The organism is Solibacillus sp. FSL K6-1126, assembly GCF_038003445.1.
GTDB lineage: Bacteria > Bacillota > Bacilli > Bacillales_A > Planococcaceae > Solibacillus > Solibacillus silvestris.
The window spans coordinates 141,822-156,314 of the sequence record NZ_JBBOPD010000001.1; the positions used below are offsets into that span (position 1 = coordinate 141,822).

Here is a 14,493-nt window from a genome sequence, read left to right on the forward strand (position 1 = left end):
CTTACTTTTCGGATTGTTGTTTTCTCGCCAACTTCTCTGCTTTTTTACGCTCGCGTAGCGCCTTGAAAAAGTCCGTTAAAATTTGCCCGCATTCTTCTGCCATCACACCTTCTGTTACAGTACATTCATGATTAAAACGCGCATCATTCAGCAGACGGTATAATGAGTCGACACAGCCTGCCTTTATATCCCGTGCCCCGTAAACAACCCGAGGTATGCGCGACTGTAAAATAGCCCCTGCACACATCGGGCAAGGTTCAAGCGTGACGTACAAAGTAGTTTCTTCTAAACGCCAGCTGCCAACTTTTTTGCAGGCTTCTTGAATGGCCATGCTTTCTGCGTGTGTCAGTGCATTTTGGGTTGTTTCGCGTAAATTATGTGCACGTGCAATAATTTCATCTTTATATACAATAACTGCGCCGATCGGTACTTCCCCAAGGGCAGCTGCTTTTTTTGCTTCTTTCAATGCTTCCTGCATGTATTGGTGATCATTGTTTTCGAGCATTCATCTATCACTCCTTAAATCCTAGTTTAGCATGCCGGTGAATACTTGGGCGACAAGAAATAAATCATGCTATGATGAAAGAAAAGTTTGAAGGAGTACTGCGATGAAGTCATTTCAAACAGAGGAAGAAGTAGATGAGTATTTTGATAATGCATTGGCTGATCTGCATAAAGAGTATGAACAAAAATTGTTGACGATTGAGAAAAATGAACAACAAGTAACTGACACATTGCAAAAGCAATATGAACAGCAAAAGGTAGCCATTGCACAACAGCATGAAAACGAAGAAAACAAACTTAACAATAATCGTGAACAAGCGATCGAAAAAATTAGAAAGTTATTCGACCATAAAAGAAAAGTCCTATTGGAAAACTATAAAATTACTTATGAAGAAGAAAGAAAAAACCATCACGTCAATAAAATTGAACTACTAGAGCAAAAACAAACGGAAGAACGCAGGAAGTTTCAATTTTACCATGATCAGCAACAAGCGCCATTAGCACAAATTGAACAAGCTCCAGATCTGACAGAGGCAATGGAACAGGCAATGGATAATTTATATCAGGAGTTAACCGACATCTTGATTAAATATAAACAGCAATTCGAGGAAGCCGAACAACAGTTTGAAGAATGCTGCCATGAACTGGTTCTACAACGTGATGAGGCAATCGAAAACCTAATTGATAATGAAGCAGCTTCACAAAGCCAGCTAGACGACCAGTTATTCGAGGCGTTACAGGATTTAGCCGAAAAAACAGATAAACAATATGAGCAAATAGAACAAAGCCTATTGGAAAAAGAACAGTCTCTTCAGGAAATGGTACTTGCTCAGCAAGAAAAAATTACCGCAGACTATGATAAACAGCGTGAAAAATTATTTGAACTACAAGAGGAAGCACTAGCACAATTTAATTACTAGAAATTGGCTATGCATGAATTCGGTAAAATAGAATTGTTTGCTTTGTTGTCTAAAGAGCGTTGTGATAAAATTAAAAGCATTGACTATAAAAAGAGAAGGAGCACTTCTAATGTCTGTGCCATTTATAACAGTAGAAGGTCCGATTGGTGTTGGGAAGACCTCATTATCTAAGGCCGTATCACAAACGTTTGACTATCATTTATTAAAAGAGATTGTAGATGAAAATCCATTTCTCGGTAAGTTCTATGAAGATATTAGTGAGTGGAGCTTCCAAACGGAAATGTTTTTCCTGTGCAATCGCTATAAACAGTTATCTGATATTCATGAAATTATTGAAGCACAAGGGCCTGTAGTGGCTGATTATCATATATTTAAAAATTTGATCTTTGCAAAGCGTACTTTAAAGCCGACAGAATATGAAAAGTACGAGTCGATCTACCGAATTTTAACTGCTGATATGCCAAAGCCCAATATGGTCATTTATTTACATGCAAGCTTGGATACATTAATGAAACGAATCGCAATGCGCGGTCGTGAAGTGGAAAAGAATATTTCCCGTGAATATATGGAACAACTTTCAAGCGATTATCATCAATTTATCGGACATTTTGAAAAGATGCATCCAGAAATTCCTGTTATCTCATTAAATGGGGATGAGCTTGATTTTGTGAAAAGTGAAGAAGATTTACAGTACGTACTACGATTAGTAGAGGAAAAGTTACAACAAAGGAGTTTGCATCAGAAATGAACTTAAGAGAGAAGTACAATATTCCTGCGAATGCAGTGATTACAATAGCAGGAACAGTCGGTGTCGGAAAGTCAACAATGACTAAAGCATTATCACAGAGCTTAAATTTCCGTACATCTTATGAAAAGGTTGATACAAACCCTTATTTAGATAAATTCTATGACGATTTTGAAAAGTGGAGCTTCCATTTGCAAGTTTATTTCCTTGCTGAACGTTTTAAAGAACAGAAGCGTATTTTTGAATATGGCGGAGGCTTTATACAAGACCGTTCTATTTACGAAGATACAGGTATTTTTGCAAAGATGCATTATGACAAAGGGACAATGACACCGACAGATTATGAAACATATACAAATTTGTTTGATGCGATGGTGATGACACCGTATTTCCCGCACCCGGATTTGCTTGTATATTTGGAAGGTCCGATTGATGATGTGATTGGTCGTATCCACGAACGTGGACGCGAGATGGAGCAGCAAACACCTCATTCGTACTGGGAAGAAATGCACGGACGTTATGAAGACTGGATTAACAATTTCAATGCATGTCCAGTATTGCGTATTGATATTAACGATTACGATCTAATGAAAAATCCTGCACAAGTTGAGGATGTCGTTGCACGTATCGGATATATGCTAGAACAAACAAGCCATTTACGAAAATAATAAAAAGGACTGATTTCTATATGTAACGGAAATCAGTCTTTTTTATTTCGTCCAAACAATAACAAAAATGGGTGTCATAATGAGCAGAAAGACAAAAAAGCTCCATAAAACTTGTTTACCTGTCGTCATATTTTTAGGCTTCATACTGATGGATTCGTATAGCTCATTCACTGCGCGTTGTTCCCTTTCATAAAGCATCCTCTGAAAAGAAGCATAATTTTCGATGTATGACGCCGGATTTTCAAAATGAAAGCGAATCGCCCGTATATCATCTGTAACGTCTTTATCCTGGTGCATATACGTAATTGTAGGAGCAAGACCACCTGTCAGCCGGGCAATAACTTTGATATCGAAGGTCTTCATCTTATAAGTTGTGTTCCCGCTTTCATCCGTTACTATTTCAATAAGCGGATTATTCATGTATATTCCTCCTTTTTTTTATTTCCAGTATTCCCAACATAGAAAAGTTTTTAACGATTTTAAAAAATATTGCGAACAATAAGTTGTACCGTTTATGCTAACAGTAATTACAAATTTTAATGATTTGTAACATTATAGCGAAAAGGGGATGGGAATATGACTTTATCAATGGTAGAACGCTTACGTGCATTACCAACGACAGCAATTTCCGATGCAACAGGGGGACATACGAATGTGGCATCAGCAATTAAACCGCTTGCCGAACACTTCAAAATTGCAGGGAAAGCGAGAACGGTCCGCCTGCCAGATGGGGAAAATGGTGCGGTACTTGAAGCAATTAGTCAGGCAGAAAAAGGGGAAATATTAGTCATCGATGCTAAAGGCAATACGAATCGTGCTGTAGCGGGTGACTTTGTTATGCAGCTAGCACAAGGTGTCGGTGTTCAAGGTTTTGTCGTGGACGGGGTTATACGCGATATAGCAGCTGCAAAAGAAATCGATTTTCCGGTCTTTTCATTAGGTACAACAGTAGCAGCAGGCAATAAACATGGTGGCGGGACAGTAGGTATAGCTGTATCTGTAGGAAATGTTGCTGTTCAAACAGGTGATTATGTAATTGGTGATAGTGATGGGGTCGTTATTATCCCTCAGAAGGATATGGAGCAGATTATAGAGGCAGCGGAAGCTAAAGTAGCAAAAGATGAAGAGCGGGCACATGAAGCATTACATAATGGGGAAGCATCAATCCGCGCATATTTAGCAAAAGTAGTAAAATAAAAAATGGCGTAGTGAAATCGTTCACTACGCCATTTTCTAATTTTATTTTAAGTTCGCAGCTTGATACTCAGCAAATTGCTTCTCGTCGAAACGTTTTTCCCATTTCGCCATTACAAGTGCTGCCAATGTGTTACCTACTACGTTTACAGCTGTACGAGCCATATCTAAAATACGGTCAATACCTGCGATAAATGCTAAACCTTCAAGCGGAATACCTACAGTGCCTAATGTTGCAAGAAGTACCACGAAAGATACCCCTGGAACGCCGGCGATTCCTTTAGATGTTACCATTAATACAAGCATTAATGTAATCTGTTCCACAATTGAAAGGTCGATACCGTACATTTGCGCAATGAAGATTGCCGCAATCGCCTGGTAAAGTGTCGAACCGTCTAAGTTGAATGAATAACCTGTTGGAATAACGAATGAAACGATATCCTTCGGTGCACCCATTTTTTCTGTTTTTAACATAATACGAGGTAATACTGTCTCTGATGAAGAAGTAGAGAATGCCAGTAAAAGCTCGTCCTTGATCATACGAATTAATTTGAAGATATTAATACCGAAAATACGTGCTGTAAGACCTAAAACAACGACTACAAAGAAAATCATTGTTGCATATACTAAAATCGCCAGTTTCCCTAATGGAATAAGGGATTCTACACCAAATTTGGAAACGGTTACACCGATAAGTGCAAATACGCCGACTGGTGCAAATTTCATTACTAAGTTTGTGACCCAGAACATGGCGTCTGCCGTACCTTGGAAGAATGCGAGCACTGGTTTTCCGCGTTCTCCAATTGCTGCCACACCTAAACCGAAAATTACAGAGAAGAAAATAATTGCAAGCATGTCGCCTTCTGCCATTGCATTTATAATGTTTTTAGGAACGATGTCTACAATAATTTGGAAAGTTCCTTTGTCCTCTTCAGCTTCCGTTGTTTCAACATATGAAGAAATATCAGATTTCTGTAACTCGTTCATATCGATACCAGCACCTGGTTGGAATAGGTTAGCTGCTAATAAACCAACAGCAATCGCGACTGTTGTGATAACTTCGAAGTAAATAAGTGTTTTACCGCCAAGTCGACCTAACTGTTTGATGTCACCAGTTCCGGCAACCCCAACAATCAGTGTCGAAATAATAATCGGTACTACGATCATCTTAATTAAGTTTAAGAAAATATCGCCAAGTGGCTGTAAGTATGATTGTACATTTTCGTTACCGAAGAACACAGCACCTACGATAACACCAAGTACAAGACCGATTAAAATTTGCGCGGCTAAACTAATTTTAAACTTTTTCAAATATAGTTCCCCCTAAAAATTTAGATTCAGGACTAGCCTAAAACTAATTTTATTAGATACATACAAAATCCGACAAAATCCGACTAATCAACTTTACTAATAATTTCTGAATACAATACTTGAATGAATTTTTTTATGTTTACTTTTGCTTTACGTTGATCATTATTCTCTATTTGATTCATTAAATAACGAATGTCCGTTAAATCAAAATAGCGGGGGGTATAGTATTCAAATTCAGAATTCGTGTAATCGACAATCCCTAAGTTCGCCAAGTTAATCATGGCAGCTAATATAGTCCGGCGTACACGTTGTTCAATTGCTTTACTCTCTTTTACAATTTCGTCCGGCGTATTTTTCGTCAGCATTGCAACACGTTCATATACTTCCTTTAATGGAGGAAGCGGTGCAATTTTATGCTTCTCGATTAATAGCTGTTCTATAATTTTAATAATATCTTCACTGCCAACTTCAGCGACAATTCCCATATCATTTAAGATGGACTGAATATGTTCTCGCGCCGTCTTTTTTGTATGTGTTACATCTGTAATATCAAAGTTTGTCAGGGACTGGCGAATAACTTGCAAAGAATTTCTTAATAAGTATTGCTCAGTTGTCCGTTTTAATACCATTTGTACTTCAACTTTATTGATAGGCTTATGAATGAAAAATTCAATTCCTTTCGAATAACTTTCAGCGACCATTTCCTTATTTACAACTTGTGAAATCATAATAAACTGGCCTTTAAAGCCATTTTGTTGTAGTCGTTCAATTGTTTCAATTCCATCCAACTTCGGCATGAGTAAATCGATTAAAACAAATTCCGGCTGCATCATTAAAATTTGGGGAATGGCATCCAGACCGTTTTTTGCCTCCCCAATGACAGCTCCGAGTTCACAGTCATTAATAATATTACTGAGCATCATCCGGCTTGCCCGGTCATCATCTACTATAAAGTAACGCATTAGTCATTCTCCTTTTGAATGTTTTCTGTAGGGATTTGCACAACAAAGCAAGTTGAGGAATCACTTGTTACGTGAATATTCCCTTCAAGATTTTCAACAATTGTTTTTGTATGGGAAAGACCAATTCCTGTAGAACCTTGGCCCTGTTCATTAAACTTGGATGTATAGCCTGCATCAAAAATAATTGGAATGAGTGCCGGATCAATACCAACTCCATTATCTTCTACGATAAAGGAAGTCATATCCTGTTCGGCTACAACATTCAAAGTAATAAATCCGCTTTCTTCAATTGCCTCCACAGCATTTGCCATTAGGTTATTTAAAATAGCAAATAGTGCAATGTGGTTTTTTGTTTGATAATCATCTGGACAAATAAGAGTAATGGAAATCGATTTATTTAAATAGGCGGCATAATTTTCATTAGCCTCAATAATAAAACTTAGTAACTCAGACAACAGAAAATTTGACGGGTAGTTTCTCTTTGTTATTTTAGAGAGTCCGGCATGAATCCGTTCATTATCTTTTTTTACTTCATGGATTTCCTGGGCAATATGTAAAGCTTCAGAAGCTAGCTGCTCTTCATTTGTTTTCAGTTTTTTGTAAAGCTGATAACTTTTTGCTGTTAGCTGTTCGATTTGGGTCATCGTTTTTTGAAGATACAATGCTTCCACATATAGTTCCGAATGAATCGTCATGAGCTGTTTTAGCTGTTTCTTCTGTTCTGACATTGTTATCATGCTGTAAATGCCGACAACAAAAAAGCTGCGTAACAATCCAACGAGGATGAACAGTAGAAAAGAAGTAAATGTTTCCTGATCAGAAACAAGCAGAATATCCGTTAATACATGTTCGATCGTGTTGGAGAGTACTTCAAATGCTGTTGCTAATAAACCGAGCATAAGCGGCTGTTTTTTTAATTCGTCCAGTGGAATTAATTTAAAACATAGTGCAAAGACTGTATAAAAAGCTCCTGCCGGCAAATGTTCAACAATATGAGTAACGAAGCTTTGTCCATAAATAAAAATATCCAGTAACGACCGACCGACAATGACGATCAGTGCAGTCAATAAACCTGTAGATACAATCGGTAATGGACGAATCAGTAAAGCGAAAAAGAAAATAATGCTCCCTAATCCGAAACGAAAAGGTCCTTCTTCAAACGGAATTATTTTAATTTCGCCACCAATGGCGGTCAATAAGCCGACAAGTAGCATAAATAAGAAAAGTTTCATTGTTTTAATATGTGGCTGAGTCGATTCCAATTTTAATATACCGCCCTTTACATACATGACATAGTACTTAATTGTACAAGAAAGTCGTCTACAAATACAAAAAAGTACTATTTCCAATGAATTGAAATAGTACTTTAAAGTGAATTTTGCTATAAAAAAAACCGCTTAACTAATGCAGCGGATGAAAGTTCAAAAATGGAGGAGGTAGAGGGATTCGAACCCCCGCGCGGTGTTACCCGCCTGTCGGTTTTCAAGACCGATCCCTTCAGCCAGACTTGGGTATACCTCCAAAATATAAGATGTCTTTTCGACAAAGATTAATTTACCACGGAATGAGATTTGCGTCAATAATTTTTTCGGGAAAATTATAAGCTGATTAAATAGAGAAAACGAGATATCCAAATTTATAGAGGATGTCTCGTTTTACTATTGATTTATTTTTTTGAGGCATAAACTTTATTCGATGAATTTTTTAAAAAGCTTAAAATATTTTCAATGAATGGTTCTGTTTTTTCGATTTGAGTCCAGTGCCCACATTCATTAAATACATGTAGTTGTGCGTGAGGTAGTAATTGAATTAATCGATAGCTTGTTTCTTCGATTGGAATCACTTGGTCATTCAGGCCATGGAAAATTAATGTTTCAATTTCAATTTGCTTAATCTGCTCATCTTCTAAAGCCATTTCATCTAACATTTTCTGACGTGGTTCCGGGAACATTGCCGAGAACGCATCTCTTACATCAGGGCGCATGCTCGCTTCATAGCGCATGCGAACAAGTTCCTCATTATTTGCAGCTGCTTGATCGTACGAGAACAATTTAATAAGCTCTTTCATTGTTTCTAAACTTGGTTCATAGCCCCACACACGGTCTAGACCATCAGAAATTGGATGCTTTGTGCCAACACTACCCATTAAGATTAATTTTTTTACTAAATCTGGTCTGCGATATGCGATATGAAGAGACAATGCACCACCAAATGAATTACCAACTAAATAAACGGGTTCATCAGCAACCTTTTCAATAAAGCCAATTAAGTGCTCCACCCATAGCTCAATATTGTAATTCTGGTCTGCTAATTTATCTGTTTCACCAAAGCCGATAACATCCGGCGCTAAAACTCTATACGATTCACTAAGACGTGGGATAACTAAACGCCAGTTTGCAAGTGCAGACACACCAGGTCCTGATCCATGTATTAAAATGATTGTTTCACTTCCAGTACCTTCTTCATGATAGTGTGTGTTAACACCATTGATATTTAAATAGTTTGAACTAATGTTCAATTCAGCCACTCCTTTTTTGTTAATTGTATTGAGAATTAATTAGAAAGAATAAAACAAGTTCCATCTTTCTAATAAGTTATATTTCTAAGGTTTAACAAGTTCTCCAGATTTAATAGGAGTACCATATTGGAAGAATTCCTGCGGTAAGGTAGAACCATGCCAAATAATAGATTTTTCTAAATCTTTACCTTTCCATTCCACAGTTCTCCAAGAAGGATCAAAAATTTGATAGCCTGGGTCACCGAATAATTCTACACGGTTTCCACCTGGTTCCATTACATACAAGAATGCAGCTTGAGTTACGCCATGCTTACCTGGACCGGCTTCAATATTATAGCCAGCTTCAATTAATAGGTCTGCAACATCTGATAAATGCTGAGGGAATCCGTACCAATAGCAAATATGGTGCAGGCGACCTGATTCACCTAATGCATCGCCCATAATTGCAATGTCATGTACTAAATTACTTACACTTAACCATGCAGCTATGGAAGAATCGTCGTCCGCTACAATGCGTTCACGTAAGTTAAAACCAAGCACCTCTTTTAAGAACTCAACGTTTTTGTCAGTATCGCTTGCTAATAAGTTGATATGGTCTAAGCGACGAACCGGCACACCGCGATTTGGACGTTTTTGCGGGCGATTTAATAATGGTGTTTTTTGGTCTTCAGGGGCTTCATAATACTCAACATCCCATAGAAGCTCAATTTTATGACCGTCTGGAGTTGTAAATTGGTATGCACGACCGTGACCAACATCTCCTTCAATCCAACCAATCCCATATCCAGTTTTTTCGATTTCAGCTACACGGCGCTCTAATGCTTGAGCAGAAGTAGCTCTTAAAGCAATATGACCTAAACCAGCTTCATCATTTTCTGTAATGATTAACGTGTTATGGTAATGATCCTCGTAAGCACGCATATAAACTGAGTTACCTCGACGACCTACTTCATCCATACCAAGAATATTTTTGAAGAATTCTACTGATTCCTCTAATTTAGGGCTGTAAATTTCAAAGTGTGCAAGTTGTGCAACGTCAAACATAGGCTCTTTTGTCATATTAAATTCCTCCACTTTTCATAAGTTTATTTTTTTATAGTAAAATTCATAGTTTTGAATTTACCAAGTCGGATGTCCTTTGAATCCAAGAATTGCGCTTCCGTATCCGGCCATTGCATCTTCGTATTGATGTGTTGGGTGAGCAGCAACGGTAAGAATATCTCGAACAAATCTTTCTGTTCCATCACTCTTGTAGACTGAGTTACCACCAAGCGTGATTAAAATACGAGTGGCCATTTCTGCAGAAGTTTTTGCAATATAGCCGCGAATTGCAAATAACTGTTCGCGTTCTTCCTCATCTAAAACGCGGATGCCCTCATTCTGGTAACGGTGTAAGCGATCTGCATAATCTTTTGCTAAAGCTTTTAAAGCAGTTAGTTGTATATTTAATTCTGCAAGTGTCCGCTGTGCCGTACCTGCATTTTTTTCATTTGTATTATTGTTGAAAATACGAACACGATGTTCTGTTTTTTCTTTAAAGTTTCGTATTAAGCGTTCCACACCACCAATTGCCACATGTGAGAAACCAGCTAAGAAGAATGCAAGATAGGGAACATTGAAAATTTGGTAATCCGGTTCGTAATTACCGTCCGGTGCAGTTGCCCCATTCACTACTCGAGTTACCGGAAAAACATAATTTGCTGGAACGTAGACATTATCTAACTTTACAGCGTTGCTACCTGTTCCCCGTAAACCTAGGGAATCCCAGTTTTCAACAATTTCAAAATCTTTTTTATGGACAATAAACAGGCCAAATTCTGGTTCTGTCCCATCGTGCAATTGATGAATAGCGCCTAGTGCAACCCAGTCGCAGTAAGGAATGCCGCTGCAGAAGTTCCATGTTCCTGATATACGATATCCTTCACCATCATTTACGACCTTACCAATCGGAGCAAATACATCGGCCATTAATTCCCCAGTGCCGAATAGCTCTTCCCGACCTTGTTTGTCTAAAAAAGCTGGCCAAGTTTCATGAATAATAGCAAAGTATGTTAACCATGCTGCTGAAACATTATAGTTCGCTACAGTTCGGATAATATCCCCAAATGTATAGTAGTCTAAATCTTGCCCACCATATGCTTTTGGTCTAAGTAACTTGTGGAAGCCGGCTTCTTTTACCTTTTCCATGACTTCATCCGGTAATTTTCTATCAAAATCAGTTTGATCTGCATATTTCTCTGCTAACTCACCTACTTCTTTTGCCTTTTGGAGTAGTTCTTCACGATTCAATGTCTTTTCAAGAAGTGCCAAAGAATTAATTGTCATATAAATCCTCCTTTTTGATTTGTAAGCGTTATCACAGCATCTTGTCGTACTGGTTATCTATTATTATAATTATCTGAATTTATTGAGATAGCTATTTAAAATACGGAAAAACGCTTTTTTTTAGAATATTTAGACTAAATGCGTTTTATTGGGGTTGGGGGAATGAGTAATAATAGTTATTTAACGCTCTATTCATGCTGTTAATATTCTTTACTGATTTTTTAAAAAAAGCCTTAGAAAGTAAAAAATGCTACTTTCTAAGGCTTTAAGAACTTTTAAATTAATTGTAAGGGGACTTTAAAATATAATTTGGTTTTTAACTTTTAATACTTTTAATGCCATATAGACAGAGAAAAGGCGCTTTGTATCATCTAAGCCAATATTTAAAATTTCGCTGATTTTAGATAAGCGGTACCTTAATCCACTAATAGACATGGAAAGAGCTTTCGCTGTTTTATTGATATTAATGCCATTCTCAATATAGGTATAAATCGTTTTTGTTAAATCGTAATCTTTGTCTATCTCCAATAATTTACCTAATTGTTGCATTACAAAGCGATCGATTAGAACCTCGTCTTTAATTTGGAAAAGTACGCCTTCAATTTCCAGATCTTCATAGAAACAAATATGCTTTTCTGGGTTTTTTGCCTTTAACGCTGCCAATGTCTCGTTGTATAAAATATTGATTTGGCTCAAATCTTCTATAACCGTACTTGCTCCTATATAAAATTCGTAACTTTTAAAACGACGTAAGCAGTATTTTAGTAACTGGTTTATAAATGTGTGGGGCACTGTATTTAACCTTTTAAATGTTGGATATTCAATTAAGATAATGAGTTTATCGGTCTTTTGCGAGACAAGGGCATTAATATTTCTTTCATTTAAAAATAGGATAATTTGTCTGATCAACTCTTCGTTTACTTCTATTTCATCACTGATATTAGAATGATTTAATGTTCTTTCTAATGTAAGCAACCAATACGATTCAGTAGGCGGAAAATTGAGGTAATGAGCAATTTTATAAATTTCATCTTGCTCTAATTTACCATCCAATACATCGCTTAAAAAACTTCGCTTTATATTCTGTTCCGTACCAATTTTAATATTTTCATTTAGTAAAATGACAGATGCTGTTAAAGCAGTTTTGTCGATAATCATGTATTCTAATTCCGTTGGGTTTTTCCCCGTCTGATATATAAATGAACAATAACCTTTAATTTGCTCTTCAAAATAAATAGGGGTTCTATTCCCAGTTCAGGTGTAATAGTTATAAATTCAGTAGTATCAATTTCAATTTTTTCCAACTCAAAATCGATCATGACATCTGCTGATTTTATAATTACTTCATTCGTCTCGTTTTCAATGAATATTGGTAAACCGGTTGATTCATTTAATAGATTGACGATTTTTTGGAGCCCTTGCTTTGATAAAAGTGCATGGGTTAATTTTCGTTGAACTTCATTTGCTTGTTTTAAATAATCACGCTCTATTTTCAGTTTTGCTGTTATTTCATCTAGCTCTTGAATTATGCTAGTTGACTGGTAATAGCTGTATTCGTGTTCTTGATGACCCCATTCTTCGAGAGGCATGCAAATTACTTTACATTGCTCATACCCCATTGCACGACACTCCACCTCTTTTACAAGAATGGTCTTTTCTAATACCGTGGATAAATAGCCACTTGCATAACCACATAGTGTATGGCAAATTGGACGATCACTTAAGTTCCCATCTGCCAAAAACTCATCGGCCTCAAAAGAATTCTCCCAAATAACGTCTATTTTTTTTAAATAATTCTTCTCATCATAATGAATGTCAGATACGCTTACTCGATCAACATAGCCGTGTAACATATGAAATTTTGTACCGCCTAAAATCAATTCCAGCTCATCCTCGTAGTGGTATAACTTTGCTTTTCTAGCATCGCTAACACCACAATGCCAACCATATCGAACAAAAACGCCTTTCGAGCGATCTTCTCCTATAATTGACAGTAGTTCTTTTTTTAATGCTGTTCTTGCAGTAGTTGGAATTGTTATCATTCGATCATAAAATGCTGTTAAAGCCTCATCTTTAGGTAAATGAAATACATCATTTAAATTTTTTTGCTTTAAATTCATAATGATCCCCCTGGCTTAATTAAGTTTTTTAAACGATTTACGCTAAAAAAAATCAGAATTAGCTATTTAATGTGTGAATATTCTTTCTTTTCGCTATGCTATCATTTATTTGTGAAGTTCTAAACGTTGAGTTTTTTGGACCTAGGGGATTTATGTATTGAAAGTTTTAACCTGTAAAGTGTGGAAACTAATTTTCCAGAATTGTTTCCATTTCAAATTTTTGAATATTTAAAATAATATCATCTATTAAAAGGCACGTAAATGCTACTTTCAACTTAAATTTGAGAGCGTTTACAAATGATATGTCTTAATAGTTTTGACAAAAGGAGGATTAATGAATGTCAAATTTAAAAGTTGCTATTTTAGGCTCAGGTAATATCGGTACGGATTTAATGAAAAAAATAATGCGTTCATCCAACTTAGAATTAGTAGCAGTAATTGGTATTGATCCAGAATCAGATGGTTTACGCAAAGCGCGTGAAGCTGGATTTCAAACCTTTCACACAGGGTTAGACGGATTTTTGGATGCCGGTGTGCAAGTTGATGCTGTATTCGATGCGGCAAGCGCCTATACACATATAAAGCATGCTGAACAATTACGGGCACGTAACATCCGTGCCATTGACTTAACTCCTGCAGCAATTGGTCCGCTAATTGTACCTACTGTTAACCTTCATGCTCATCCAAATGCAGACAATGTAAATATGGTGACATGTGGAGGGCAAGCGACAATACCGATTATTCATGCAGTTTCCAAATTATATAATGTCGAGTATGCCGAAATCGTGGCAACTATTGCAAGTAAAAGTGCGGGTCCTGCAACTCGTTCAAACATCGATGAATTTATAGCGACAACTTCGCGGGCAATCGAGCTTGTAGGTGGTGCTAAGAAAGGAAGAACCGTTCTGATTTTAAACCCTGCGGAACCGCCGATTATGATGAATGACACCATTCATTTATTAGTGGATCGACCTGTAGAGGAAGATACTCTTTATGAAGCGCTAGTTCAAGCGGAACAAGCCGTTCAGCAGTATGTTCCCGGCTATCGTCTTAAGTCTCGCCCATTTGTGGAGGGGAATCGAATTTCAGTATTTTTAGAAGTTGCGGGTGCTGCAGACTACCTACCTGCTTTTGCTGGAAACTTAGATATTATTACAGCGGCATCGATTAAAATTGCCGAGGAATGGGCGAAGTCAAAAGCATTATTATAACGGGAGGGATTACTG

General features: G+C 37.0%; 15 protein-coding genes and 1 tRNA gene. 5 read left to right on the forward strand and 11 right to left on the reverse strand.

The features are described 5' to 3' along the window. Position 1 precedes the first annotated feature (1 nt). A complete protein-coding gene (gene tadA / locus MHH44_RS00665; RefSeq protein WP_340797536.1) occupies positions 2–505 on the reverse strand; it encodes a tRNA adenosine(34) deaminase TadA in 504 nt (167 codons plus the stop codon). 103 nt (positions 506–608) lie between these two features. Between tadA and MHH44_RS00670 the strand changes: the two genes are divergently transcribed. From MHH44_RS00670 to MHH44_RS00680, 3 genes are all read left to right on the forward strand, one after another. Further along, positions 609–1,424 carry a hypothetical protein gene (locus MHH44_RS00670; protein WP_339263429.1) on the forward strand — a complete coding sequence of 272 codons (816 nt, stop codon included), beginning with the start codon at positions 609–611 and terminating at the stop codon, positions 1,422–1,424. Positions 1,425–1,533: 109 nt separating this feature from the next. After that, positions 1,534–2,172: a deoxynucleoside kinase gene (locus MHH44_RS00675; protein ID WP_008408611.1), complete on the forward strand. Its 639-nt coding sequence runs from the start codon at positions 1,534–1,536 to the stop codon at positions 2,170–2,172. Continuing rightward, entirely contained in the window at positions 2,169–2,837 is a 669-nt protein-coding gene (locus MHH44_RS00680; RefSeq protein ID WP_008408612.1) for a deoxynucleoside kinase, read from the forward strand. Before MHH44_RS00675 ends, MHH44_RS00680 begins: the two co-directional genes overlap by 4 nt. A gap of 42 nt (positions 2,838–2,879) precedes the next feature. Here MHH44_RS00680 and MHH44_RS00685 read toward each other — a convergent pair whose 3' ends face one another. Further along, positions 2,880–3,257, reverse strand: coding sequence for a hypothetical protein (locus tag MHH44_RS00685; RefSeq protein ID WP_008408614.1), 378 nt, complete (start codon positions 3,255–3,257; stop codon positions 2,880–2,882). Between the two features lie 156 nt (positions 3,258–3,413). Between MHH44_RS00685 and MHH44_RS00690 the strand changes: the two genes are divergently transcribed. Further along, entirely contained in the window at positions 3,414–4,034 is a 621-nt protein-coding gene (locus MHH44_RS00690; protein WP_340797537.1) for an RraA family protein, read from the forward strand. 42 nt (positions 4,035–4,076) lie between these two features. Here the strand turns inward: MHH44_RS00690 and MHH44_RS00695 are convergent, their stop codons facing one another. The 9 genes from MHH44_RS00695 to MHH44_RS00735 form a co-directional block, all read right to left on the reverse strand. Then, positions 4,077–5,342, reverse strand: a complete 1,266-nt coding sequence (locus MHH44_RS00695; protein ID WP_008408618.1) for a cation:dicarboxylate symporter family transporter — start codon at positions 5,340–5,342, stop codon at positions 4,077–4,079. A gap of 83 nt (positions 5,343–5,425) precedes the next feature. Beyond that, entirely contained in the window at positions 5,426–6,304 is an 879-nt protein-coding gene (locus MHH44_RS00700) for a response regulator (protein ID WP_008408620.1), read from the reverse strand. Further along, positions 6,304–7,566: an ATP-binding protein gene (locus tag MHH44_RS00705; protein ID WP_340797538.1), complete on the reverse strand. Its 1,263-nt coding sequence runs from the start codon at positions 7,564–7,566 to the stop codon at positions 6,304–6,306. Before MHH44_RS00705 ends, MHH44_RS00700 begins: the two co-directional genes overlap by 1 nt. A 166-nt stretch (positions 7,567–7,732) precedes the next feature. Next, positions 7,733–7,825: transfer RNA gene (locus MHH44_RS00710), tRNA-Ser, on the reverse strand. A 145-nt stretch (positions 7,826–7,970) separates the two neighbouring features. Then, a complete protein-coding gene (locus tag MHH44_RS00715; protein ID WP_008408624.1) occupies positions 7,971–8,822 on the reverse strand; it encodes an alpha/beta fold hydrolase in 852 nt (283 codons plus the stop codon). A gap of 84 nt (positions 8,823–8,906) precedes the next feature. Further along, complete coding sequence (locus MHH44_RS00720) at positions 8,907–9,881, reverse strand: catechol 2,3-dioxygenase (protein ID WP_008408626.1); 975 nt, start codon at positions 9,879–9,881, stop codon at positions 8,907–8,909. Between the two features lie 60 nt (positions 9,882–9,941). Then, positions 9,942–11,147, reverse strand: coding sequence for an acyl-CoA dehydrogenase family protein (locus MHH44_RS00725; protein WP_008408628.1), 1,206 nt, complete (start codon positions 11,145–11,147; stop codon positions 9,942–9,944). Between the two features lie 297 nt (positions 11,148–11,444). After that, a complete protein-coding gene (locus MHH44_RS00730) occupies positions 11,445–12,305 on the reverse strand; it encodes a PucR family transcriptional regulator (RefSeq protein ID WP_340797539.1) in 861 nt (286 codons plus the stop codon). Between the two features lie 5 nt (positions 12,306–12,310). Further along, positions 12,311–13,267 (reverse strand): XylR N-terminal domain-containing protein, encoded by a 957-nt coding sequence (locus MHH44_RS00735; RefSeq protein WP_340797540.1) that lies wholly within the window; start codon positions 13,265–13,267, stop codon positions 12,311–12,313. A gap of 338 nt (positions 13,268–13,605) precedes the next feature. On the opposite strand from MHH44_RS00735, the gene MHH44_RS00740 reads away from it, so the two are divergent. Then, on the forward strand, positions 13,606–14,478 hold the full coding sequence (locus MHH44_RS00740) for an acetaldehyde dehydrogenase (acetylating) (protein WP_340797541.1): 873 nt from the start codon (positions 13,606–13,608) through the stop codon (positions 14,476–14,478). Positions 14,479–14,493: the final 15 nt, after the last annotated feature.

Coding starts and splice junctions, on each gene's coding strand:
- MHH44_RS00670 (WP_339263429.1), top strand. CDS start 609: ATGAAGTCATTTCAAACAGAGGAAGAAGTAGATGAGTATTTTGATAAT.
- MHH44_RS00720 (WP_008408626.1), bottom strand. CDS start 9,881: ATGACAAAAGAGCCTATGTTTGACGTTGCACAACTTGCACACTTTGAA.
- MHH44_RS00740 (WP_340797541.1), top strand. CDS start 13,606: ATGTCAAATTTAAAAGTTGCTATTTTAGGCTCAGGTAATATCGGTACG.
- MHH44_RS00735 (WP_340797540.1), bottom strand. CDS start 13,267: ATGAATTTAAAGCAAAAAAATTTAAATGATGTATTTCATTTACCTAAA.
- MHH44_RS00730 (WP_340797539.1), bottom strand. CDS start 12,305: ATGATTATCGACAAAACTGCTTTAACAGCATCTGTCATTTTACTAAAT.
- MHH44_RS00700 (WP_008408620.1), bottom strand. CDS start 6,304: ATGCGTTACTTTATAGTAGATGATGACCGGGCAAGCCGGATGATGCTC.
- MHH44_RS00685 (WP_008408614.1), bottom strand. CDS start 3,257: ATGAATAATCCGCTTATTGAAATAGTAACGGATGAAAGCGGGAACACA.
- MHH44_RS00680 (WP_008408612.1), top strand. CDS start 2,169: ATGAACTTAAGAGAGAAGTACAATATTCCTGCGAATGCAGTGATTACA.
- MHH44_RS00725 (WP_008408628.1), bottom strand. CDS start 11,147: ATGACAATTAATTCTTTGGCACTTCTTGAAAAGACATTGAATCGTGAA.
- MHH44_RS00675 (WP_008408611.1), top strand. CDS start 1,534: ATGTCTGTGCCATTTATAACAGTAGAAGGTCCGATTGGTGTTGGGAAG.
- tadA (WP_340797536.1), bottom strand. CDS start 505: ATGCTCGAAAACAATGATCACCAATACATGCAGGAAGCATTGAAAGAA.
- MHH44_RS00690 (WP_340797537.1), top strand. CDS start 3,414: ATGACTTTATCAATGGTAGAACGCTTACGTGCATTACCAACGACAGCA.